Genomic DNA, 16,110 nt, shown 5'->3' on the forward strand with positions numbered 1-16,110 from the left:
TACTTTACTAAAAAGCCCCCGCCGGAATTTCCGGCGGGGGCTTTCATATTTCCCATCACCCAAACCGAGCCGTGCGGCTCAGCGGTGATTAGTAGCGGTAGTGGTCGGGCTTGAAGGGGCCGTCCACGGCAACGTCGAGGTAATCGGCCTGTTCCTTGGTCAGCTTGGTCAGCTTCACGCCCAGACGGCCGAGGTGCAGACGGGCCACTTCTTCGTCCAGCTTCTTGGGCAGGGTGTACACCTTCTTCTCCAGAGACTTGTTGGTGGCCAGTTCGATCTGGGCCAGAGCCTGGTTGGTGAAGGAGTTGGACATAACGAAGGAGGGGTGGCCGGTGGCGCAGCCAAGGTTCACAAGGCGGCCTTCTGCCAGCACGATGATGGAACGGCCGGATTCCAGCGTCCACTTGTCCACCTGCGGCTTGATGTTCAGGCAGCTGCACTTGGGGTTGCGCTCAAGGTAGGCCATGTCGATTTCGTTGTCGAAGTGGCCGATGTTGCAGACGATGGCTTCGTTCTTCATCAGCTCCATATGCGCACCGGTGATAACGTTGAAGTTACCGGTGGCGGTGACGAAGATATCGGCCTCTGCCACGCAGTCGTCCATGGTGGTTACTTCATAGCCTTCCATGGCGGCCTGCAGTGCGCAGATGGGGTCGATTTCGGTGATCAGCACGCGGGCACCCATGCCGCGCATGGACTGGGCGCAGCCCTTGCCCACGTCGCCGTAACCCAGAACAACAACCTTCTTGCCGGCAACCATCACGTCGGTGGCGCGCTTGATGCCGTCCACGAGGGATTCGCGGCAGCCGTACAGGTTGTCGAACTTGGACTTGGTCACGGAGTCGTTCACGTTGATAGCGGGGAAGAGCAGCTTGCCTTCCTTTTCCATGTGGTAGAGACGATGCACGCCGGTGGTGGTTTCTTCGGAAACGCCCTGCACCTTGGCGGCAATGCGGGTCCACTTGGTGGAATCGGTCTTGTAGGACAGCGCAAGGCGGTCCATGAAGATGCTGAATTCCTTGTTGTCGTAAGACTTTTCCAGCAGGGAGGGATCCTTTTCCACTTCCAGACCCTTGTGGATCATCATGGTGGCGTCGCCGCCGTCGTCCACGATGAGGTCGGGGCCGGAACCGTCAGGCCAGGTCAGGGCCATCTCGGTGCACCACCAGTATTCTTCGAGGGTCTCACCCTTCCATGCAAACACCTTGGCCATGCCGGAATCGGCGATGGCGGCGGCTGCGTGATCCTGCGTGGAGAAGATGTTGCAGGATGCCCAACGGATATCCGCGCCCAGTTCGTACAGGGTCTTGATGAGCATGGCGGTCTGAATGGTCATGTGCAGGGAGCCCATGACCTTGAGGCCCTTGAGGGGCTTCTGGGGACCGTACTTTTCAATGGTTGCCATCAGGCCGGGCATTTCCAGCTCGGAAAGCTGCATTTCCTTGTAGCCGAGTTCAGCGTCCTGAATATTGCGAACCTTGTTCTCAACGCTCAGGTCGAGCGGAATGGCGCGGGTTGCGTCAGTCATGGTGGTTTGCCTCCAAATCTATTGTTGTGAATTTTCTGCCACTATCAGGTGAATGGCCAGCCCGCGCTCAACAGGATGGGACTTGCTGGATTTCAGCGAAAAGCCTGCCTCCGTGAGCTTGAGCGCCAGTGTCGTCATATCGAATCCGAGCCAGCGGTCCCCGTATTCGGACCGCATCTTCTCGTTCTCGTGCTTATCAAAATCGGCCAGTGCCAGCAGGCCGCCGGGGCGCAGTACGCGGCGAATTTCCTTGAGCGCCTCGCCGGGATGCGAAAGATGGTGCAGCACCATGTTGATGGCCGCAAAATCCGCCTCGCCATCGCGCAGGGGCAAATGCTCCAGTTCTCCGATACGCAGGGACACGCGGTCCGCATCTTCCGCAAGACGACGCTTCGCAAGCTCGAGCATACGCGGGGAACCGTCCACGCCGATGACGGAAAGCGCCTTCTCCAGCATGCGTTCCAGCAGCGTGCCGGTGCCGCAGCCGAGATCCAGCGCCACCTTGCAGCGGGGCATATGGCCGATGATGGCCCCGGGCAGGTCGAAATTGCCTATGATATCGCGGTTCAGCTGATCCCAGTCTTCGGCAATGGAGTTGAAGAACTGTTTGGTCTTTCTGGCGCGTTCCTCAATGATTTTTGCCGCCATGTCCGCATCCGCCTCAAGGGTCGGATCGGTGACGATAAACGGCATGAGCGCATCTATGAACTCGCGGCCCGGCCCCTCCTCCGGTGCGGAATAGAAAACCCACAGGCCGTCGCGACGCGAATCGAGCAGGCCCGCTCCGGTCAAAATTTTTAAATGGCGTGACACACGGGACTGGCCCATCTCCAGAATGGAAACCAGTTCGTTCACGCTCAGCTCAAACCTGTTCAACACATGCATGAGCCGCAAGCGGGTCTCGTCCGCCAAGGCTTTGATAAGGGGAAGTGCCGTTGTCATACTCAGAGCTCCTGCGCTATTTCCGACTGGCTTGATATTTCTGCATCAAGAAAAGTTGATATGGGCTTATCCCCATTCTCGGATATAGTCAACACTCACCCTTGATAATTACGGCAGCAGTACAGGCTGGCATACCGCCGATTACGTTGAAATATAATACACGCGACGTGCTCCCTTGTTATCATGACACTAAGCATGAACAACAACGGAAGGGATGCACATGGGCGATGACGATCTCCTCTTCGCAGAAAGCTCTCCAGAGTCCCCGGATACCGCCGAAGCCGAAAAAATACATCGCGGCGGCCTGCGCCCATGGAAGATTCTTATCGTGGACGACGAAATAGAGGTGCACAACACCACCAAGCTCGTGCTGACCGATTTCGAATTCGAAGGCGCGGGGCTGGAATTATATTCTGCATTCACGGCAAAGGAAGCGCTGGACCTGTTGCAACAGCACGACGACATTGCCGTGATTCTGCTGGACGTGGTCATGGAGACGCCCCATGCCGGTCTTGATTGCGCGCGGACCATCCGGCAGGAGATGAAAAACAAGCTGGTGCGCATCATTCTTCGCACAGGGCAACCGGGCCAGGCACCGGAACGAAAGGTCATCGTCGAATACGACATCAACGACTACAAGCACAAAACCGAACTAACCTCGCAGCGCCTGTTCACCACGATCTATACGGCCATCCGTTCTTACCGGGACATGCGGGCCATTGAAAAGCAGCGGGTCGGCCTCAAGTACATCATAGACGCCTCGGCAAGCTTCTTTCAGGAGCGCTCTCTCCACACGCTTTCAAAGGGCGTGCTCACCCAGATAGAGGCTCTCTTCCGCCTGCAGAACTCCCTGTACATGAGCGGTACCGGCTTCACCGCACTCACGGAATCCCTGAACGACCCCAGCTGGAACATCATCTCGGCCACCGGCAAGTTCGAGGAATGCGAAATAACGAACAGCTGCCAGATACTGGACCAGAGCACGCTCGATCAGATCAACAAGGCCATCGTCGACAAGGTCAGCTCGGTTGTCGACGACACCTACATCGCCTACCTGCCCACCCAGAACAGGAAGCATCACATCCTCTACATGGAAAAGAGTTCACCGGACAACTGGGAGGAACTGAAAGAACTGCTTGAAATATTTACGACAAACGTAGGCATAGCCATGGACAACATCTACCTGAACGACGAGATCATCAAGACGCAGAGCGAAGTGCTCTTCAGGCTGGGCGAAGTGGTGGAAACCCGTTCCAAGGAAACCGCGTATCACGTGGTACGCGTGGCTGAATACACCCGCATACTGGCCCTTGCCCACGGGATATCCGAGCTGGACGCCAACCTGTTCAAACAGGCTTCGCCCATGCACGATATCGGCAAGATAGGCATTCCGGACAGCATTCTGCTGAAGCCGGGCAAGCTCACCGAAGAGGAATTCGCCGTGATGAAGCAGCACACCAGCATCGGCTACATGCTGCTCAAGGCATCCGACAGGCGCATGCTGACCACGGCGGCGGACATAGCCCACACGCACCATGAGCACTGGGACGGCAACGGCTATCCGCGCGGCCTCAAAGGAGAGGAAATCCCCATTGAAGGAAGAATAACCGCTGTTGCCGACGTTTTTGACGCCCTGAGCCATGAGCGGGTCTACAAGAATCCATGGCCTACGGATGAGGTTATCGAATTCTTCCGGCAGGAGAAGGGAAAGATGTTCGACCCCGTTCTCGTCGACCTGCTTCTGGAGAATCTGGACGCACTGCTCAGGGTTCACGAAGCCTACACCGACAGCATTCCGAGAACGCTATGAGTCCGTCCGGCAAACTGCGCGCATTGCTACAGACAACATGGGTGAAGATTGCCTTGCCCATCGTCATTTCGGTTGTCCTCATTTTCGGCATCATCTTCGCCATACAAATTCCCAACACCTACAATGCCCTGCTGGAAAGAAAGAAGGTTTCGCTCAAAGACAATGTCATGATTGCGTGGAATATCATCCAGTTCTGCTACACCCTTGAACTGCAGGGGAAAATTCCTGAAGGCAAAGGACAGGAAATGGCCATTCAAAGCCTTGCCCGCATGCGCTTCGGGCCGGAATTGAAAGACTATTTCTGGATCAACGACACCCGCCCCTACATGATCATGCACCCCTACCTGCCGGAACTGGAGGGCATGAACCTTTCAGATTACATGGACGCCACGGGCAAAAGGCTCTTTGTGGAAATGGTTCAGACCAGCAGCCAGACAGGCAGCAGTTTTGTCTCCTACCAGTGGCAGTGGCAGGACAAAGCCAACCTCATCCTCCCCAAGATCTCCTTCGTCAAACGGTTTGAACCCTGGCAGTGGATTATCGGCACCGGCGCATACCTTGAAGACATTCGGCAGGAGACCATGCGCCAGACCAGAGAAATGGTCATTGCCAGCACCGTGGCGCTTTGTATCATCATCTCCCTCTCGCTCTTCTCCATCGCACAGGCGCGCAAGGCATCACAGCGCATTACGGAAAACGAGGCCAAGATGCGCAAGGTCTTCAGTCAGGCTGAAGAAGCCCTCTTCATACTCGCCACTGACGGAACCATTCTCCAGAGCAACCAGGCGGCAACGGAGGTCATCGGCTTCGCTCCCATACAATCCGCACGCTTTGAAGACATTCCATGGGTCATCAAGGACAGCGACGGGACGGAGGAACGCCAATCCATGCTCGAAAAGGCCAGATCTGGCATTCTCCCCCACTTTGAAGCCGAGTTCACGCGGCAGGACGGTGAGAACAGGTATCTGGACGGTACAGTCGTCCCCATCACGGACGAAGAGGACACCGTTCTGTACCTTCTTGTCAGCGCCATGGACATTACCGAACGCATTGAATCCCAGAACCGGCTTGAAGAGCTGAACGCAACCCTTGAAGAGCGCGTTCGGGAACGGACGGAAGAGTTGGCAAACTCGCTGGATACGCTGAAAAAGGCACAAGACCAGCTCGTCGTCACCGAAAAGATGGCGGCGCTCGGACGGCTCGTGGCAGGCGTGGCGCACGAGATAAACACGCCGCTGGGCCTTGGCGTGACCAACGCCACCTACCTGCAAGAGCGGCTTGCCGCCATCCGTGAATCCTATGAGGCGGGCAAGTTCACCAAGGGAGAGTTCGAGGCGTTTCTCAAGACGGCGGACAGCGCTGCCGAGTCCATGCTTCTCAACCTCACACGCGGGGCCGAGATCATACGCAGCTTCAAGCAGGTGGCCGTTGATCAGGAGCTGGAGCAGACCCGCGCCTTCAACCTGCACGATTATTTCAGGGAAGTGCAGCTCAGCGTGCAGCCCAAATTCAAACATTCGCCGCACAAGCTGGAAGTCGAATGTCCCGAGGACATCATCCTCAAGACCTACCCCGGAGCGCTCACGCAGGTACTCACGAATCTGATCATGAACGCCCTGATACACGCGTTTGACGAAGACATGGCAGGACTCGCCAGACTGTCGGCACGTATTGTACCGGCAGGGGTGGAGATCACCTTCTCAGACAACGGCAAGGGCATGAATGACGAACAGAAGACAAAGATTTTCGACCCGTTCTTCACCACCAGGCAGGGACAGGGCGGCACAGGGCTTGGCATGCACATCACCTACAACCTTGTCACCCAGAAGCTGTGCGGCGTCATTCAGCTGGAATCCGCCCTCGGCAAAGGCACCACCTTCCGCATCACCATTCCTCTGGAGCATCAGGACATGGCCTGCCCGCCGGTGCTGGAGAATGTCTAACGCCCCTCTCGCTCGCATCAGCGACTGACACTGACACTCTCTGGCTTTCATTCATTTAAAACAGATCCTAATACGACCCATTACTAATAATCAGGAATATACTCATGGACCCTCGCATATCAAATGAAGATGTTGCCCTACTCAGAAACGCCGGGATGACCGAAGAGGATCTGAGCCACTCAATCGCTGTGGCTGAACGCGCTCTCGACATTGCCGACCGTAGCGGAGCAGAGCTCGACTATAGCCTGCTCATAAGAGGAGCTTTGTTTCACGACCTTGGCAAGGTGCGCACCCACGCCATAGAGCACGGAGAAGAAGGCGCACGCCTTGGTGCGGAACTGGGACTGTCCGAGGAGCTTCAGGCCATCATGAAGAAGCACATCCGCGGTGGCATGACCCGTGAAGAAGCCCGTGAACTGGGACTTCCCGACATGGACTATACCTTGCACAAACTGGAGGAGCGCATCATCATCTACGCCGACCGCCTGACTGACATCATCGGCGACGGCGTAGAACCAGACCCGCTACGCGCTGAGGAGCGTTTCGAGGAAATCCTCACCAGTATTATACGATACGGAAAGAATGATGCGACACGGACACGTTACCTCCGCTATCATGAAGAGATTCAGGGACTGATTCGCAGGGAGTAATAATGTCCCCTTTCTTGCTGCTCTGCCTGACGGGATTTCTGGCCATCTTCAGCACAACCATGGCCAAGAATCCCGTTTTGCCATTTTTTGCCGAACATCTCGGGGCGAACCCTGTAGCCATAGGCATTGTAGCCTCCCTTTCACCGCTGGCCGGAGTGCTTGTCAGTCTTCCCGCAGGGATTTTTTCAGACTATTTCGGACGAATGCGCCTGCTGAAAATATCCGCTCTCTTTTTCGCCCTGACTCCTCTGGGCTACCTTTTCATTTCGGAGATATGGCAGCTGGCACTCGTCCGCTTCCTACACGGGCTTGCCACAGGCATTTTCGTACCGGTTGCCATGGCGCTGGTCACAGACACCTTCCTTGCAGGACGGGGCGAACGGCTGGGCTTCATGTCGTCCGCCAGTCAGCTTGGCCGATTCCTCGCTCCGCTGGCAGGGGGAATCCTGCTCACACTACCTGACAACGAAGCCGAAGGAAGCGGTTTTACACTGGTGTATCTGACGTGCCTTCTGCTCGGTGTTCTTACCGCATTGCTCGTATTCAGACTTCCCCAAGCACAGCCCCCCCCGACCACGACAAACCGCTCTTTCCGACATTCCGTCAGAGCGGTGCTTCAAAACCGACTGGTACTGCAAGGCTGTATCATGGAGTCCGCAGCCCTGTTCGCTTTCGGGGCCTTTGAAGCATTCTTCCCGCAGCATGTACGCACGGCCGGACTGGGCACGGAATGGGCGGGCGGTCTTATGTCCGTACAAGTGCTCGCCGTGGCGCTCAGCAAGCCTCTTTTCGGCAAACTCTCCGACTCGCACGGAAGGGTTCGCCAAATTGTGCTCGGCGCCTTGCTTCTGGGCTGCATAATGTTGCTCATGGGGCAAACCGGCAGCATCGTCACGCTTGCTGCCGCAAGCCTGGGCCTCGGCCTTGCCCTCTCGCTGACGCTTGCCGCAAGCTCGGCGTTCATCGCAGACACAAGCGATGCCGACATGCGGGGAGCCTCAATGGGGCTGCTGGGAGCCATCATGGACATAGGCCACTCAACGGGCCCGGTGGTGGCCGGAGCGGTAACTGCCAGTCTTGGAGCCTCCGCAGGATTCGCATCTGCAGGAACCGTCGTTCTTGGAACCACCCTGTTATTTGCCTTCATGACACGCAACTACACACCGAAAACAATCTCCCCTTAAGAATAAAAAAAACGCCGCCGGAAATTTCCGGCGGCGGTTGAACTTTCTGGTTGAAATCAGCGGATGCTGAAAAATCAGTAATGCAATGATGGGGGACGCAATACGCCCATTCCCCACGATCCGGTGTCACCCGTTGCCCACAGCCTGAAACGCTGCAGGCCGATTGTTACCGCACGCTAATCCTGATCGCGCAGATCAACCACACGCTTGGACTTGCCGAAGGAACGCGGCAGCGCGCCCGGGTCCACGATCTCCATTTCCACGCGGGCCATGAGCTTCTTGTGCAGCTCGGCTCCCACGACCTTGGCGAGCGCAGCATCGTTGCCAGCCTGGGCTTCGGCATTGCGCTCCAGCCGCAGGGTCAGGTTGTCCTTGCCTTCCTTGCGGGTAAGCATGATCTGGTACTCTGCCCCCACTTCGGGGAACTTCTGCAGCACGTCCGCAATCTGACCGGGATAGATGTTCACGCCACGGAAGATGATCATGTCGTCCGAACGGCCGAGAATATGGTCGTGACGGGGAATCTCCACCCCGCAGGAACACTTGCCGGGAAGCATGCGCGAAAGGTCACGGGTGCGGTAGCGGATGAGGGGGCTGGCCTCCTTGCGCAGGCTGGTCACCACCATTTCGCCCACCTCGCCTTCCGGCACGGGCTGCAGGGTCTCCGGATCAAGAATCTCGATGATGAACAGGTCGGCCCAGTAATGCAGGCCTTCGTGGGCATCGCATTCCAGCGCGGTGCCGGGGCCGTACATCTCGGTCATGCCCGCGATGTCATAACTGCCCTCAAGACCCAGCTTTTCCTCAAAGGTCTTGCGCATCTTGGCGCTGTGTGTTTCCGCGCCGAAAATCACCTTACGCAGTTTGCACTGATCGCGCAGGCCGTTGCGCTCCACTTCCTCCGCCATGAGCAGCGCCATGGACGCCGTGGAGCACAGGCAGGTGGTGCCCATGTCCGCCATGAGCTGCAGCTGCATTTCGAGGTTGCCCGGCCCCACAGGAACCGTGAGCGCCCCGAACTTTTCGCTTCCCAGCTGGAAACCCGCGCCCGCCGTCCACAGGCCGTAGCCCACGGCAATCTGCACACGATCCAGCGTGGTCAGCCCGGCAATCTCGTAACAGCGGGCCATCTGCAGGGCAAAGGTATCGATATCCTTCTGCGAATACGCCAGAATCTTGCGCTTGCCCGTAGTGCCGGAAGAGGCATGAATGCGAACCACCTGCTCTTCGGGTACGGAGAGCAAAGGCAGGGGATAGCCTTCACGCAGGTCCGTAACGGTGGTAAAAGGAAGGAGCCTTATATCATCAAGGCTGGTAATGTCGTCAGGATGCACCCCCGCCGCCTCAAACTTGGCCCGATATGCGGGGCTGTTCTCATAGGCATGGCGTACCGTCCATCGCAGTCCGTCAAGCTGAAGTGCCGCCAACTTTTCCGCAGGCAGGTGCGGCAAAAAACGATGAGTCACCATACACGCTCCCAACACACTGAAATGGTAATATAAATATCATCCTTGAACCAAACGGCAAAAGCATGTATCAGGCGCACACCACAACACGCAAGCCACGTGACTGAACGTGCTATCACGAAACAGGACGGGGGAAAACCCTGTCCCAAGCCATACGGAGGCCAGACGTGCGGATTCTGATCGTCGGGAACGGCGGACGCGAACATGCCCTTGCATGGAAGTTGCGCCAGAGCCCAAAAGTTGACGAGATTTTCATCGCCCCCGGCAACGGCGGCACCGCCCTTGAAGGCACCAACGTGCCCATCGCGGTTGACGACCTTCCCGCACTGGTTGCCTTTGCCAAGGAACAGAAGATCGACCTCGTGGTTCCGGGTCCGGAACTGCCCCTCGTGCTCGGCATCAAGGACGCCCTTGATCTTGCCGGAATCCCCTGCTTCGGCCCCAATGCCTTTGCCGCCCAGCTGGAAGGCTCCAAGGCGTTCGCCAAGAACATCATGGAAGAAGCAGGCGTCCCCACTGCCGCCTTCGGCGTTTTCAACGAATTTGACGATGCCAAGGAATACGTTCTCAAAGTCGGCGCTCCCATCGTGGTCAAGGCAGACGGCCTTGCTGCGGGCAAGGGCGTAGTGGTCGCCCAGACCACCGACGAAGCCATTGCCGCACTGGAAGAAATCATGGTGCAGCAGGCTTTCGGCTCATCCGGCGAGCACGTGGTCATCGAAGAATGCCTCATCGGCGAAGAAGCATCCTTCATCTGCTTCTGCGACGGCAATACCGTAAAGCCCCTGCCCTCTTCGCAGGACCACAAGGCCGTATTCGACGGCGACACCGGCCCCAACACCGGCGGCATGGGTGCTTACAGCCCCGCGCCCGTTCTGCCCGCAGAACGCTACGACGAGATCATCGAACTGGTCATGAAGCCCGTGTGTGAAACGCTGGGCAAAAAGGACAAGCCTTTCATCGGCATTCTCTATGCCGGACTCATGATGACCGCCAAGGGCCCCTACGTGCTGGAGTTCAACGTACGTTTCGGCGACCCTGAATGCCAGCCCCTGCTCATGCGCATGGACAGCGACATCGTGGATGTCATGATGGCCTGCGTGGAAGGCCGCCTTGCCGAAACCCCGCTGAACATCAAGAAGGAAACCACCCTCGGCGTTGTCATCGCCGCGGAGGGCTACCCCGACAGCTACCCCAAGGGCATGGAGATCAACGGCATCGAAGAGGCGGAAGCCATCGGCGATCTGAAGGTCTTTCAGGCCGGAACCACCCTTGAAAACGGCGTCACCCGCGCCAACGGCGGCCGCGTGCTGTGCGTGACCGCGCTGGGCGAGACCCTTGCCGATGCCCAGAAGCGCGCTTACGAAGGCGTTGCCAAGCTGCGCATGGACAAGGCCTACTACCGCCGCGACATTGGCTTCAAGGGTCTGAGATAGAAAACTAAATTTCGAACTGTTTTCAGCTTTGGCGGGGAAGGTTTCGACCTTCTCCGCAACAGCAGGCGCTTGCCACAGGTCAGCTGTTTCGCGCCTCTCCCTCCCGAGCACTCAAGGGCAGGGAAGGCCGGAAATCACACCTGCGGAATATGTAGCGCACCTGCCGAACGGGTCTACGAAGCCCCCGCACAACACGGGGACTCCGGTCCGGGAGAAGCGGAGCATATGTCATCCGGGCCCGCAAAGCCAAAAACAGACGAATACCCATAACGACGGCTCTGGCAACAACCACCCGAACCCCTTTCAGGAGTAATGAACATGCCTCAAGTTGGTATATTCATGGGCAGTCTTTCCGACGAAGAAACCATGCGCCCCTGCACCGAAGTGCTGGAGCAACTGGGCATCAGCTACCTTTTCACGGTCAGCTCCGCCCACCGTACGCCGGAACGCACCGAGCATCTGGTGGACAAGCTGGAGAAAGAAGGCTGTCAGGTCTTCATTTGCGCCGCCGGCATGGCCGCGCACCTTGCTGGCGCGGTAGCCGCACGCACCCTCAAGCCCGTTCTTGGCGTGCCGATCACGGCTTCCAAGCTGGGCGGCATGGATGCGCTGCTGGCCACCGTCATGATGCCTCCCGGATACCCCGTGGGCACCGTGGCGCTGGACAAGGCAGGCGCCAAGAACGCCGCATGGCTTGCCGCGCAGATCATCGCACTGCAGGATGCCGCCGTTGCCACCAAGCTCTCCGCCGCACGCGAAGAGTTCAAGGCACAGGTCATCAAGAGCGCGGAAGATCTGGAATCCCGCATGGCAAAGTAGCACCCGCTGCTCTGCGCCCGTACACAAAGGCCGCATCCGGAAGGATGCGGCCTTTCATTCATTTATGTGTTGGAAAGAAGGGCGGACAAGGGCCGCTATTCCTCGTGATACATCTCAAGCACGGCGTCCAGATTCTTCATGGCCTCGTCCGTGCGCCTGCTGATCTTCTTCAGACGCTCCACAAACACCGCGTTGGCGAACTGCTCCGCAGCCTTGTCCGCCTGACGCCGCTTCATGTAGGTTTCACCCTTCTCCATGTAAAAATCTTCCATGTTGTTCAGCAGAGAGAGAAGATCGTCCGCCATCTTCTGCACGGCGGTGTCTGTCAGTTCCAGCAGCACGGTCAGTTCATCCGGCAGTTCCATGGGGTCTTCCGGAAGATTGGCAATGGGCACGGCCCCGTGGCTTTCATCCTCCATCACCCTGCTTTCGTTCACCGTGGCCGACTTCAGATGCCGCCCCGTTTCCACGTCCACCACGCGATAGCTGAACTGCACGTTGGTGCGCAGCTTGTTGTAGTTCACGGTGTACGGAGCTGTGTATTCCCGTGAGACCGGAATGGAATAGGAGCCGTACTGCCCAAGGCTCAACTGCTGCAGTTCAAGCCGCGAGTAGCTGACCTGCTTGGAACTCTGCACCACCGTGTTTTCCGAACGGTAGGCCAGCGTGTTCCCCATGACAGCAAGATCAACGCCGTAAAGATTGCCCATCTCCTTGGAGGTTTCGGCATTGAGCGCCCCCACCTGTCCAAGCTGCATTTCCTCCAGAATCCGGTTCAGGCTTGACCGCTCCATGATGACCACATCAGTCCCTGCGTGTTCGAACATGTATGCGCTCAGCCGGTTGGTGATGGTAGCTCCGGCATCGGTTCCGGTCACATTGAGCGGGCTGGAAAAATCGAATATGGCAATGTAGGTCTGCGCGCGCTGCAGGAGCTTGTCTTCCACCTCAAAGGACAGCATGTCGTAGTCGCCCGTGGGATCCAGACGCTTGAGCTGCTCCAGACAGTACCAGGCAATGCCGTAGTTCCTTTCGTCCATGGCCGTTTCCACACTGTCGCCCAAGGCTCTGCGCAACTGCTTCCCAAGCTTCCCGATCGTGGCGTCAGGCTGCACGGAAAGAAATTCGTCCGCCTCGGCCAGCGAGTGCGCGGCCGCGACGACAAACCCGTTGGAAAGGTAACGGTAGGTTTTCTGCGCGATCACATCATAGGTTCTGGTCAGCACGTTGTGCATGTGCTGCGTGAGACGGGCATCGGCAGGATCAAGGGCATGAGCCGCCATATAGGCACGGGCGGCAGCGGAATAATCGCCCGCCCCCAAGGCCCCGTCACCCTTTCTGACCAGATCCATCTTGTTCACCATGCGCGTGGCATTGGCGAGCATGGTGGAAACTTGCATGTTGGCGGGGTCCATCTCGTTGGCAAGGGCAATCATCCGCTTTGCCTCGCCGAACTGGCCTGAGACATAGAAGGCATCGGCGGCTTGTGCCAACGCAACGGCACCGCGCCGTCCGAAGACGGTTTTGGCCACCTGGACGACCTTGCTTTCAGGATCGCGGCGCTCCACGGCCAGCATGGCCTGCCAGCCGTCTTCCCACCGACCTGCGGCGGCAAGCTGTTCGGCTGCGCCGATATCCGCATTCACCTGCCGGGCCAGTTCAATTTCCTTCGAGCTGATGAAACGCAGCAGTTCTCCCGCTCTGGCGTTGCCCTCGTCCAGCCCCTGCGCCTCGTCATACACGGCACGGGCAGCGTCCATGCTTGCGCGGCTGGGTTCGGCAGCTTCCAGATCCGCCTGCGCCTGCAGGCATATCCGTGACGCCAACGCCCCCTTCGCCCTCCGAAGAGCATCAAGGTACTTCTGCTTGGTCGGCTCCAGCGCGACTGCCCGCGTCAACTCCTCAACCGCAGCCCGCAGGTCGCCCTGCGCATACAGGGACATGCCCGCATCATAGTTCTTCTTTCCCGCGCAGGCGGCAAGAAGCAGCATCACAAGAACACATGCAAACCGAAGCACCCTGCGAATGACGTATCTCATGCCGATTATCCCCGATAAAGGTGGGTCATGCCAACGCTACCCGCAAATGTGCAAGTCGGCAATAACATGGGTATTATTCTTTACCCTTCGCCATCAATCAAACCATGAGACACCGCATAATAATGGCAAGTTCATTGCTAGGGCGCAAGGGTTGCGATAATGTGACCCAAGCCTCCGCCAATCGCCGCACGGAGCGAGCCTGCCCACTCAAATGAAGCATGGGCATCACATTTTCAAACAGGCAACCGAGGTCACCATGCACATGAGAATCATGCATCTCAGCAGTCGCATCATATTGAGGCTTTCCGGCAATCTGGATCTGGAAGCAGGTAACAGCCTGCAGGCCACCGTTGAGCCCCTGCTGCACAATGCCTCCGGCTGCATATTTATCCCCGTTGTGCTGGATATGGCAGAAGTTACCGGCATTACGGCAGACGGCATCCGCACCCTTGACCAACTCAAGCAGCGCGCTGCGGCCTGCCTGGGAGCCGCCCCTTCACCGCGCGATCTGCTCCGCATTGCCAATCCCCCGCTGGCCGTTCGCAACGCTCTTGAAGAAGCCGGCCTGCTGAAAGCCTTTACCGGCTGGCAAGAGCACATCTGCAGGTTGCCTGCCGAACTGCCTGCGGATGACAGCTTTCACAACCTCATCGGCACAATACGCCGCGCGTTTCCTTCTCCCGTTTCCGACAGCTTTCATGATGCCTATCTCGGCCAGTCGCTTTTGCATGGTCTGCAGGCCGTAAACGCCCGCAAGGGCTGCACGCCGATGCTGCAGGGCGGGAACAGCGACATAGATTACACCAAGGCCCGCACAGGCGTGTTGCATGAAAACATGCAGACTGTTGAACAAACAGTGGAACAACTCGCTGCCTACTTTGACGGTCATCCCATATGGGGTCACGCACTGGTGCAGCCCAACGTCATACCGCCATCCAGTATCCCTGCCGTTATCGGCAGCCTGATGGCCTCGCTCTACAACCCCAACATGATCTGGGACGGATATTCCCGCAAAGTCTCTGAGGCAGAAGTAGAGGCCAGTGCCATCTGCGCCCACCTGCTGGGCTTGCCACCGGAAACCGCTGCGGGCCTGTTCACCTGGGGCGGCACGGGCACCACCTTCTACGGCGTACGGCTGGGCATCGAAAAAGCCCAACCCGGAGCCTTTGCCCACGGGGTGCAGCCCGGCATGAAAATGATCGCCTCCAGCGCAAGCCATTACTGCAAACTTAATGCATTGGGTTGGCAGGGGCTGGGCACGGACAATCTCGTAACCATCCCAGTGGATGCGGACAACGCCATGCGCATGGATAAACTGGAAGAAGCCATGCGCCGCATTCTGGACAAGGGCGAACACATAGCCTGCCTGCTGGCGACCATGGGCACTACAGACGCCTTCGGTCTTGATCCCTTGACCGCCATGGCCGACCTGCGCGACCGCCTGACGCAGGAATATCAGCTCGAGTATACCCCGCACCTGCATGCCGATGCCGTTATCGGCTGGGCATGGAGCGTATTCAACGACTACGACTTCAACACCAACTCCATGCGTTTTCCGGAACGTACCCTGCGCTCACTGTGGGATGTCCGCAACATCCTTGCCGGTCTGCCCAGAGCGGATTCCGTAGGACTGGATTTCCACAAGACCGGCTACACGCCATACCTCTCCAGCCTTTTCCTCGTGCGCGAAAAAAAGGATCTGACCCTCATTACGCGGGACAAGGCGCTCATGCCCTACCTGTTCCAGTTCGGGAACTACCACCCCGGCATGTTCACCATGGAATCGTCACGCGGCGGAGGTGGCGTGCTTTCCGCGCTGGCCAATCTGAAAATGCTAGGCAAGCAGGGATACAGGGCTCTGCTGGGATACATTGTAACCATTGCGGAATCCTTGCGCATGCGGCTGGAGCAGGCACCGCATGCCGTGGTGGTGAACAACGGCAACCATGGTCCCGTTACCCTGTTCCGCGTTTACCCCGACGGCACCGACCCGAACCTGCAGTATCAGAAGGAAGTGGCCGACCCGTCCCATGATGCGGATCTGGAAAAGCACAACCGCTACAACCGCGCCGTATTTGATGCCCTGCACCAAAAAATGCTCGCCGGAGAATGCCTGGAAATTTCGCTGACGGAACAATATTGCGTCAGCGCGGGCGGGCGTCCGGTGCTGGCGCTCAAGTCCTATGTCATGACCCCCTTTGTGGAAGAGGAATCCATGACCCGCCTCATGCTCTGCATTGAAGAGGTTCGCAAAGAGCTGGCGCGCACTCGATCTTACTAGCCGGACTGAGCA

General features: G+C 57.9%; 11 protein-coding genes. 7 read left to right on the forward strand and 4 right to left on the reverse strand.

The window, feature by feature from the left end; translation table 11 throughout:
- Positions 1-88: 88 nt before the first annotated feature.
- Complete coding sequence (gene ahcY / locus N1030_RS11180; protein WP_265825566.1) at positions 89-1,528, reverse strand: adenosylhomocysteinase; 1,440 nt, start codon at positions 1,526-1,528, stop codon at positions 89-91.
- A gap of 18 nt (positions 1,529-1,546) precedes the next feature.
- On the reverse strand, positions 1,547-2,470 hold the full coding sequence (locus N1030_RS11185; protein WP_265825567.1) for an ArsR/SmtB family transcription factor: 924 nt from the start codon (positions 2,468-2,470) through the stop codon (positions 1,547-1,549).
- Positions 2,471-2,690: 220 nt separating this feature from the next.
- On the opposite strand from N1030_RS11185, the gene N1030_RS11190 reads away from it, so the two are divergent.
- From N1030_RS11190 to N1030_RS11205, 4 genes are all read left to right on the forward strand, one after another.
- A complete protein-coding gene (locus N1030_RS11190) occupies positions 2,691-4,280 on the forward strand; it encodes a response regulator (protein ID WP_265825568.1) in 1,590 nt (529 codons plus the stop codon).
- Positions 4,277-6,223: a sensor histidine kinase gene (locus tag N1030_RS11195; RefSeq protein WP_265825569.1), complete on the forward strand. Its 1,947-nt coding sequence runs from the start codon at positions 4,277-4,279 to the stop codon at positions 6,221-6,223. Before N1030_RS11190 ends, N1030_RS11195 begins: the two co-directional genes overlap by 4 nt.
- 104 nt (positions 6,224-6,327) lie before the next feature.
- Positions 6,328-6,873, forward strand: a complete 546-nt coding sequence (locus N1030_RS11200) for an HDIG domain-containing metalloprotein (protein ID WP_265825570.1) — start codon at positions 6,328-6,330, stop codon at positions 6,871-6,873.
- Positions 6,874-6,875: 2 nt separating this feature from the next.
- Positions 6,876-8,057, forward strand: coding sequence for an MFS transporter (locus N1030_RS11205; protein WP_265825571.1), 1,182 nt, complete (start codon positions 6,876-6,878; stop codon positions 8,055-8,057).
- A gap of 176 nt (positions 8,058-8,233) precedes the next feature.
- Here N1030_RS11205 and N1030_RS11210 read toward each other — a convergent pair whose 3' ends face one another.
- Complete coding sequence (locus tag N1030_RS11210; protein ID WP_265825572.1) at positions 8,234-9,526, reverse strand: phenylacetate--CoA ligase; 1,293 nt, start codon at positions 9,524-9,526, stop codon at positions 8,234-8,236.
- Between the two features lie 164 nt (positions 9,527-9,690).
- On the opposite strand from N1030_RS11210, the gene purD reads away from it, so the two are divergent.
- Both purD and purE read left to right on the forward strand, forming a co-directional pair.
- The gene (purD, locus tag N1030_RS11215) at positions 9,691-10,959 is read left to right on the forward strand and encodes a phosphoribosylamine--glycine ligase (protein WP_265825573.1); all 1,269 of its coding nucleotides are present in this window, start codon (positions 9,691-9,693) and stop codon (positions 10,957-10,959) included.
- A 318-nt stretch (positions 10,960-11,277) separates the two neighbouring features.
- The gene (purE, locus tag N1030_RS11220; RefSeq protein WP_265825574.1) at positions 11,278-11,778 is read left to right on the forward strand and encodes a 5-(carboxyamino)imidazole ribonucleotide mutase; all 501 of its coding nucleotides are present in this window, start codon (positions 11,278-11,280) and stop codon (positions 11,776-11,778) included.
- A gap of 95 nt (positions 11,779-11,873) precedes the next feature.
- Here the strand turns inward: purE and N1030_RS11225 are convergent, their stop codons facing one another.
- Entirely contained in the window at positions 11,874-13,817 is a 1,944-nt protein-coding gene (locus N1030_RS11225; RefSeq protein ID WP_265825575.1) for a CsgG/HfaB family protein, read from the reverse strand.
- A gap of 271 nt (positions 13,818-14,088) precedes the next feature.
- Here N1030_RS11225 and N1030_RS11230 point away from each other — a divergent pair, with 271 nt between their 5' ends.
- The gene (locus N1030_RS11230; RefSeq protein WP_265825576.1) at positions 14,089-16,098 is read left to right on the forward strand and encodes a pyridoxal-dependent decarboxylase; all 2,010 of its coding nucleotides are present in this window, start codon (positions 14,089-14,091) and stop codon (positions 16,096-16,098) included.
- Positions 16,099-16,110 lie beyond the last annotated feature (12 nt).

Source organism: Desulfovibrio mangrovi (assembly GCF_026230175.1).
GTDB classification, from domain to species: Bacteria; Desulfobacterota; Desulfovibrionia; order Desulfovibrionales; family Desulfovibrionaceae; genus Halodesulfovibrio; species Halodesulfovibrio mangrovi.